1 protein-coding gene and 1 pseudogene are annotated in these 743 nt (G+C 34.6%); both read right to left on the bottom strand.

Features of this window, described 5'->3' with window-relative positions; translation table 11 throughout:
- Window positions 1-380: polysaccharide pyruvyl transferase family protein (locus tag R8O11_RS27255; RefSeq protein WP_318194882.1), on the bottom strand; the 380-nt coding region annotated here is incomplete at its 3' end.
- Between the two features lie 4 nt (window positions 381-384).
- Window positions 385-743, bottom strand: a pseudogene (locus tag R8O11_RS27250) (hypothetical protein); the annotation flags it as partial.

The raw sequence follows: 743 nt of genomic DNA, 5'->3' as shown, positions 1-743 counted from the left end.
GGCTTATTCGCAACCGTGTCAACTAAAGCAGAAATATGCGCCCAACAATCTTGGTACTTAAACTTAATCATTCCTCCGCCGGCAAATACAATTGCAGACGCATCATTAAATTTATTTTTGTAATCTCGTTTATAACAGCCAACTTTATAATCAAACGATGAGCTAGAAGATAGTCTGCTTAAAATTTTATTTATTACTTTTCTTTTTGATTTTTTAAAACTATTAAATTCGTTTGAATAATTTAGGTTAAACCTTTCAACAGAGAATTCATTATCTATAATATTCTTCTTTATAAGATATTCTGCACTATCTGCTATCACTTGATCACCAAGGTTTGTGTCATGTGTATAGCCAACCATCACCAACTTTTTCGCTGTCATGCTCTTATACCTTTAGTCTTATCATTTTCTTTTCTTCTACACCTAACACCAGCCAATACGTTAAAAAGCTAATCATCCCGAATGAAACCAAAGTGGTAGAAATAAACCTTAAAATACTTTGCTCGAAACTTATCGTTAATGAAAACAATACGGCTATCGTTGGTATTAGTACTTGAAGCGCTTTGTTGATTACAAACAATATATATTTCATAATGGATAACCCGGCTTTGAGCTTGAGAAAAGCGAGCCTCATTCCACAAGAAACTACCTCCATAAAAATGGAAACAACGATAACGGTGTAAGGGGGATAACCTAACGATAGGAAAATATAGGCCAATGGCACAGTTAGCAGCAGCACTGACC

It is taken from the genome of Vibrio sp. 1288 (assembly GCF_033344475.1).
The sequence above is the reverse complement of the archived record's forward strand: the minus strand, read 5'-3'. Positions and strand labels throughout refer to the sequence as shown.